Source organism: Dietzia sp. E1, assembly GCF_014145015.1.
In the GTDB taxonomy this organism is placed as follows: domain Bacteria; phylum Actinomycetota; class Actinomycetes; order Mycobacteriales; family Mycobacteriaceae; genus Dietzia; species Dietzia cinnamea_A.
The window spans coordinates 1-5118 of record NZ_JAALDU010000370.1; the positions used below are offsets into that span (position 1 = coordinate 1).

Sequence of the window (5118 nt, forward strand, 5' to 3'; positions counted from 1 at the left end):
GCCGCTAGCCGATATGGAGTTGCTTTGGCGGAATCGGCGCCTGCGGGATAATCCCCCCGCGGCCGCCGAGATCGATGGTGATCGTCTCGGGTGGCGCCGGTGCCGGTGCCGGTGCGGGCGCCGGCGCTGGTGGTGGCACAGGCTGCGGCGCGGGAGCCGGCGTGTACCGCGGCCGCACGGGTGGTTGTGCGGGCGCCACTGGCACGCGGACGGCGGGCGCGGGTGGAGGCGCCGGCCCGGTCGAGGGCTCCTCGGATGTCGAAGACTCCGGTGGCTTGGCATCTACGCGGGCCGTCGACGTCGCCGGAGTCGATGTGGGCGCTGTGGACGTCGGGTCGGCCGTCGTCGGAGAGACCAAACCCGCTTGCGCGACGGAAGGATCTGCGCGGTGGTTCGTGGATGCTGAGGCGGTAGCTTCAGTCATCCATGCGGTTCCCGCCCCTGCCGAGAACCCCAGCAATGCCAGGCCGGCCAGGACGATGAGAGGAGCGGTGCGTCGGAGCAAGGCGGGCTTTGTGGCCAACGAAAACTCCTTCAGTGGACCGGAAGGGGTCCGGGTGGCCCCTCGACTCGCGTGAGCCGCTCAGCTCATGCGGCGTGAACGCTAAGGGGCGTCACAACGCCGCTCAACGTTTTGCTCCCTAAGTAGCCGATGGCTCCGTCGACGTCCTGACCTGCTGATATGTCGCCAATCTCGTGGAAAGCAGAAAACTGCTGGTAGCGGGATTGCGGATGTCACCTTCCGTCACATGCGAGCAAAGTGAAGATATATCTAGGTGTGTGCGAGGTCACGCCGGAGGAGCGTCGGCGAGACCAGTTGCGAGGTCGCTCGAGATCCGTAGGATCGCGGCATGGCGAACGTACTGATGATCCTGTCCGCAGCAGACCACTGGACTCTCAAGGACGGTTCCCAGCACCCGACGGGCTTCTGGGCCGAGGAGTTCGTGGCCCCCTACGAGGTGTTCACCGACGCCGGGTGGTCCGTCACCGTGGCCACGCCGGGCGGCCGCACTCCGTCCGTCGACCAGGTGAGCCTCGACGAGGGCGCCGGCGACCCGGAGACCCTGCAGCACGTCCGGGCCTCCCTCGACCGTCTCGCGCAGGTCCTCGAGGCGCCGACCGACCTGGCCAGCGTCGACCACAACGACTTCGACGTGGTGTTCTACCCCGGCGGGCACGGCCCGATGGAGGACCTCTCCGTGGACCAGACCTCCGGCGCGATCCTCCGGGACCGCGTGAGCGAAGGTAAGCACGTCGCGCTTCTGTGCCACGCGCCGGCCGCGGTGCTCGCCGCATCCGACGATCCGGCCTCCTCGCCGTTCGCGGGCTACAAGATGACGGGGTTCTCCAACGACGAGGAGGAGCAGGTCGGCCTGGCCGCCAACGCGCCCTGGTTGCTCGAGGACAAGCTGGTCGAGCTGGGCGCCGACTACTCCAAGGCCACCGAGCCCTGGGGATCGCACGTCGTGGTTGACCGCAACGTCTACACCGGCCAGAACCCGCAGTCCTCTGAGGAACTTGCCAAGCGGATCGTGGCCGACCTCGGCTGATCCGATGCCGATGAACCACATCGCCGACCGCGACACCGTCATCGATGGCCACCGGATCCGGTTCGGCATACACGGCGAGGGCGAACCCGTCGTCCTCAACCACAAAACGCCCTCCTCGTCGGACATCTAGCGGTCGTGGTGCCCGGTCGCACCGAGGCCGGGTACCGCACCCACGTCTTCGACCTGCTGGGCTACGGGCTGTCCGAGCGACCGGCGGACCCGGAGGTCGACACCTCGATCACCGGGCAGGTCGCCGTGCTGGACGGCCTGCTGGAGGAGTGGGGGCTGGACACGTTCCACCTGGTCGCCCACGACATCGGCGGCGGGATCGCAACTTCGACTCGGACGCGCTCGAGGTGTACCTCGACTTCATCAGCGGGCCGATCGGCCAACCCAGCTTCTTCCGGCACCAGGTCGCCCACTACGTCCCGCGGCACACGCTCGAGATCAGCGATCACCTGGACCGGCTGGGGCAGGTGCCGGTGCAACTGCTGTGGGGCGCCGACGACACTTGGCAGGTCACCGACTGGGCGCGCCGGCTGCAGGCCGCGATACCGGGCTCTGACCTGCGACTCATCGAGCGGTGCGGGCACTTCATGCCCGAAGAGCGGCCGGCCGAGGTGGCCGAGGGGATCGTCGACTTCCTCCGGAGGGTGTCCGGGCGAGGGTGAGCCGGCGCTGGCCGACGTGTCGGACCGGCGTGTCGGGCCGGCGTGGAGGCTCGGCGCGCGGCCCGGCGTGGCGTCCGGTCGCTCAGGCCGTGGGTTCGGGCCGGGCGTCCTGTGCGCGCCCGTAGCGACCGGCCAGCCACGCACACACGATCAACTGGATCTGGTGGAAGAGCATGAGCGGCAGCACCATGAGGCCGATCGGCTGTCCGACGAACAGCACGGCCGCCATCGGTAGCCCGGTGGCCAGCGACTTCTTGGAACCACAGAACTGCACCACGCGCTTGTCGCGGTCCTCGAAACCCAGGGCGCGGGAGGCGAGCTCGGTCAGGCCCAACACCACCGCGAGCAGGACACAGCACGCGACGAGCAGCCACGCGAGCTCCGTCGCGCCGATGGTCGACCAGATCCCGTCGGCCACGCCGTCGGAGAACGCCGCGTAGACCACCAGCACGATGACGGTCTTGTCGAACAGCGCGATCCTCGGGACCCTGCGGATGACCGGCAGGACCCACGTCCGCAGCAGCTGACCCACCACGAACGGCAGCAGCAACTGCAGCGCGATCGACCCCACCGAGTCCCACGTGATGACCACCGAGCCGTCCGTGGTCATGAGGGCGAACACCAGCAGGGGAGTGACGAACACGCCCAGCAGGTTGGACACCGACGCCGATACCACGGCGGCGCTGACGTGCCCGCGCGCGATCGCCACGAAGGTGATGGAGGACTGCACGGTCGACGGGACCAGCGTGAGGAACAGGAACCCCGCGGCGAGCGCCGGGCCGAGCACGGGCGTCAGGATCCACCGCCCGAGCAGGCCGAGCAGCGGGAACAGCAGGAACGTCGCCACGAGCACCACCGAGTGCAGCCGCCAGTGCGTGAGGCCGACCAGCAGCTCGCGGGGCTCGAGCCGCGCGCCGTAGAGAAAGAACAGCACGGCGATGCCGATGGTCGTCACCCAGTCGAGGGCGTCGGCCGCACCGCCGGTGGCGGGCAGGAACGCGGCCACGACCACCGCGGCCAGGATCGCCAGGATGAACGGCTCGATCCGGAGACGACGCAGAAGGCCCATCCCCCTATTGCATCACTCCCGCCGCGCGAGGCGCCCGATAGGCTCGGGTCATGACGGAGCACGCCGGATGACGGAGCAGGGATGGCGGCCCAGGGCGCTGCGGGACGGCGAGGAGCCAGATCCGCGCTTCACGCTCGCCAACGAGCGCACCTTCCTGGCGTGGATCCGCACGAGCCTCGGGCTGACGGCCGGGGCGGTGGCGCTGGAGGCGTTCGCGGGCGACGAGATCCCGGAGATCATCCGCACCCCGCTCGCGTGCATCCTCCTCGTGCTGGCCGGGCTGCTGGCGATCGTGGCGTTCCGACGCTGGATCCGGATCGAGTCGGCCATGCGACACCAGCGGCCGCTGCCCATGCCGCAGGCCTCGATCCTGCTGGTGCTGGGCATCGCGGCGGGCGCGGTGGTGTTGATCGTCGCGATTCTCAGCGGGACCTTCGGGTGACCTCTCCGCGCCCGCGCCGCATCGGCGTGGTGCCCGCGGCGGTCCCGCCCGACGCCGGGCTCCAGTCCGAGCGCACCAGCCTGTCGTGGGCCCGCACCTGGGCCGTGGTGGCGGTGAACATCATCCTCGTCGCCAAACTGGTCGGGGAGCTGTCGTGGGCGTGGGCGGCCGCGTTCTCGGCGCTCGTGGTGGTCCCGCTGCTGGCCCTGCTGCGGGTGCAGCGTCGGCACGAGCAGCGGGTGGACCGGTTCGTCCGGGCGGGCGAGGTCGAGCAGACGCAGACCCGTCACAACATCGGGCTGGTGGCCCTGGTGATCGTGATCTCCGCCTGCGGGCTCGTCGCGATCGTGGTGACGTCCCTGCGGTGACCCGCCCGGGCGTCGCGCCTCGCCGATCACCCTCCCGGGCGCCCTGGGGACAGGCCTCCGCGGGTGTGGACGTAGTCATGGAGGGAATGGACGTAACCATGTCGGCGAAATGGCCTCCAGACCAAGAAGGTTACGTCCAAATCCGTGCCCGCGCCGCGCCGCGCCGCGCCGAGCCGAGCATCGCCGCAGCCGCGTCGCCCCTCGCCTCAGGTGTTCTTCATCCGCCCGCTCAGCGCGTCACGCAGCCGGTCGACCATGCCGACGCCCGCGCCGACAGTCTTGTGGAACAGCTCGGAGTGGGGGGCGCTGGGGTGCGGCCGCGTGGGGGCGACCTGCTTGGCGGCCTCAACGTTGCGGCCCATGTCCAGCAGGGTGTCCTTCGACAGGTGCTCACGCAGCTTGGGGAACTGGTCGGACTCCTCGTCGTCGGCGTGGTGGTCGAGCAGCCCCTTGAGCTCGCGGACGAGGGCCATGAACTCGGCCTCCTGCGCGTCGACGTTCTCGAGTTTCTTCATCACCACGACGATCTCGTCGTGCTCTTCCTTGTCGTGCTCGACCTCGTCCTTGCCGCCGGGGATCTCGCGCTCCATGACGGGGTAGACGAACATCTCCTCGGCCACGGAGTGGCGCATGACCTCGGCGGTGACCGCGTCGGCGAGGGCGCGACGCTCGACTGGGTCGGTGGTGGCCTCGATCTGGTCGAGGAGCTCGATCATCTCGCAGTGATCGGCGGTGAGGATCTCGGTGACGTCCCGGGTCGTGTCTGTGGCGGCCATGTCGGTCTCCTTCCACGGTGGTGACTGATGTGTCCCACACCGTAGGGGCGACCGTGGGGCCGGTCCACCGGTCCGCTCAGCGGGTGGCGCTCTCCGTCTCGCACATGCCCTGGAGGGCGCACGAGCCGCATCCGCCGGTGACACCGCAGTCGGCGGCGGGGTCGCCGGGGGCGCCGGACCCTGCGTCGGCGGGGGAGCAGGTGCCGGCGGGGGAGTCGCCGGACGAGCCGCCCGCGCACCCG

At 69.9% G+C, this 5118-nt stretch carries 7 protein-coding genes; 5 read left to right on the forward strand and 2 right to left on the reverse strand.

Annotated features, from left to right (window positions below; genetic code table 11):
* The first annotated feature begins 851 nt into the window (after nt 1–851).
* The 3 genes from G6030_RS12150 (at nt 852) to G6030_RS16555 (ending at nt 2221) form a co-directional block, all read left to right on the forward strand.
* Complete coding sequence (locus G6030_RS12150; RefSeq protein ID WP_182643296.1) at nt 852–1550, forward strand: type 1 glutamine amidotransferase domain-containing protein; 699 nt, start codon at nt 852–854, stop codon at nt 1548–1550.
* Nucleotides 1551–1554: 4 nt separating this feature from the next.
* The gene (locus G6030_RS16755; protein WP_272875138.1) at nt 1555–1680 is read left to right on the forward strand and encodes a hypothetical protein; all 126 of its coding nucleotides are present in this window, start codon (nt 1555–1557) and stop codon (nt 1678–1680) included.
* A 148-nt stretch (nt 1681–1828) separates the two neighbouring features.
* On the forward strand, nt 1829–2221 hold the full coding sequence (locus tag G6030_RS16555) for an alpha/beta hydrolase (RefSeq protein ID WP_347238653.1): 393 nt from the start codon (nt 1829–1831) through the stop codon (nt 2219–2221).
* A gap of 82 nt (nt 2222–2303) precedes the next feature.
* On the opposite strand, the gene G6030_RS12160 is transcribed toward G6030_RS16555, so the two are convergent.
* Nucleotides 2304–3290: a bile acid:sodium symporter family protein gene (locus tag G6030_RS12160; RefSeq protein WP_182643297.1), complete on the reverse strand. Its 987-nt coding sequence runs from the start codon at nt 3288–3290 to the stop codon at nt 2304–2306.
* Between the two features lie 67 nt (nt 3291–3357).
* Between G6030_RS12160 and G6030_RS12165 the strand changes: the two genes are divergently transcribed.
* Together G6030_RS12165 and G6030_RS12170 are read left to right on the forward strand one after the other, a co-directional pair.
* Nucleotides 3358–3732 (forward strand): DUF202 domain-containing protein, encoded by a 375-nt coding sequence (locus G6030_RS12165; RefSeq protein ID WP_007632656.1) that lies wholly within the window; start codon nt 3358–3360, stop codon nt 3730–3732.
* Nucleotides 3729–4100, forward strand: coding sequence for a DUF202 domain-containing protein (locus tag G6030_RS12170; RefSeq protein ID WP_182643298.1), 372 nt, complete (start codon nt 3729–3731; stop codon nt 4098–4100). The genes G6030_RS12165 and G6030_RS12170 overlap by 4 nt, the downstream gene beginning before the upstream one ends.
* A gap of 206 nt (nt 4101–4306) precedes the next feature.
* On the opposite strand, the gene G6030_RS12175 is transcribed toward G6030_RS12170, so the two are convergent.
* Nucleotides 4307–4876: a hemerythrin domain-containing protein gene (locus G6030_RS12175; protein WP_182643299.1), complete on the reverse strand. Its 570-nt coding sequence runs from the start codon at nt 4874–4876 to the stop codon at nt 4307–4309.
* Nucleotides 4877–5118: the final 242 nt, after the last annotated feature.

Bases quoted from the DNA above. Each gene is read 5' to 3' on its own strand.
- G6030_RS12150 (WP_182643296.1), top strand. From the start codon at position 852: ATGGCGAACGTACTGATGATCCTGTCCGCAGCAGACCACTGGACTCTC.
- G6030_RS12160 (WP_182643297.1), bottom strand. From the start codon at position 3,290: ATGGGCCTTCTGCGTCGTCTCCGGATCGAGCCGTTCATCCTGGCGATC.
- G6030_RS16755 (WP_272875138.1), top strand. From the start codon at position 1,555: ATGCCGATGAACCACATCGCCGACCGCGACACCGTCATCGATGGCCAC.
- G6030_RS12165 (WP_007632656.1), top strand. From the start codon at position 3,358: ATGACGGAGCAGGGATGGCGGCCCAGGGCGCTGCGGGACGGCGAGGAG.
- G6030_RS12175 (WP_182643299.1), bottom strand. From the start codon at position 4,876: ATGGCCGCCACAGACACGACCCGGGACGTCACCGAGATCCTCACCGCC.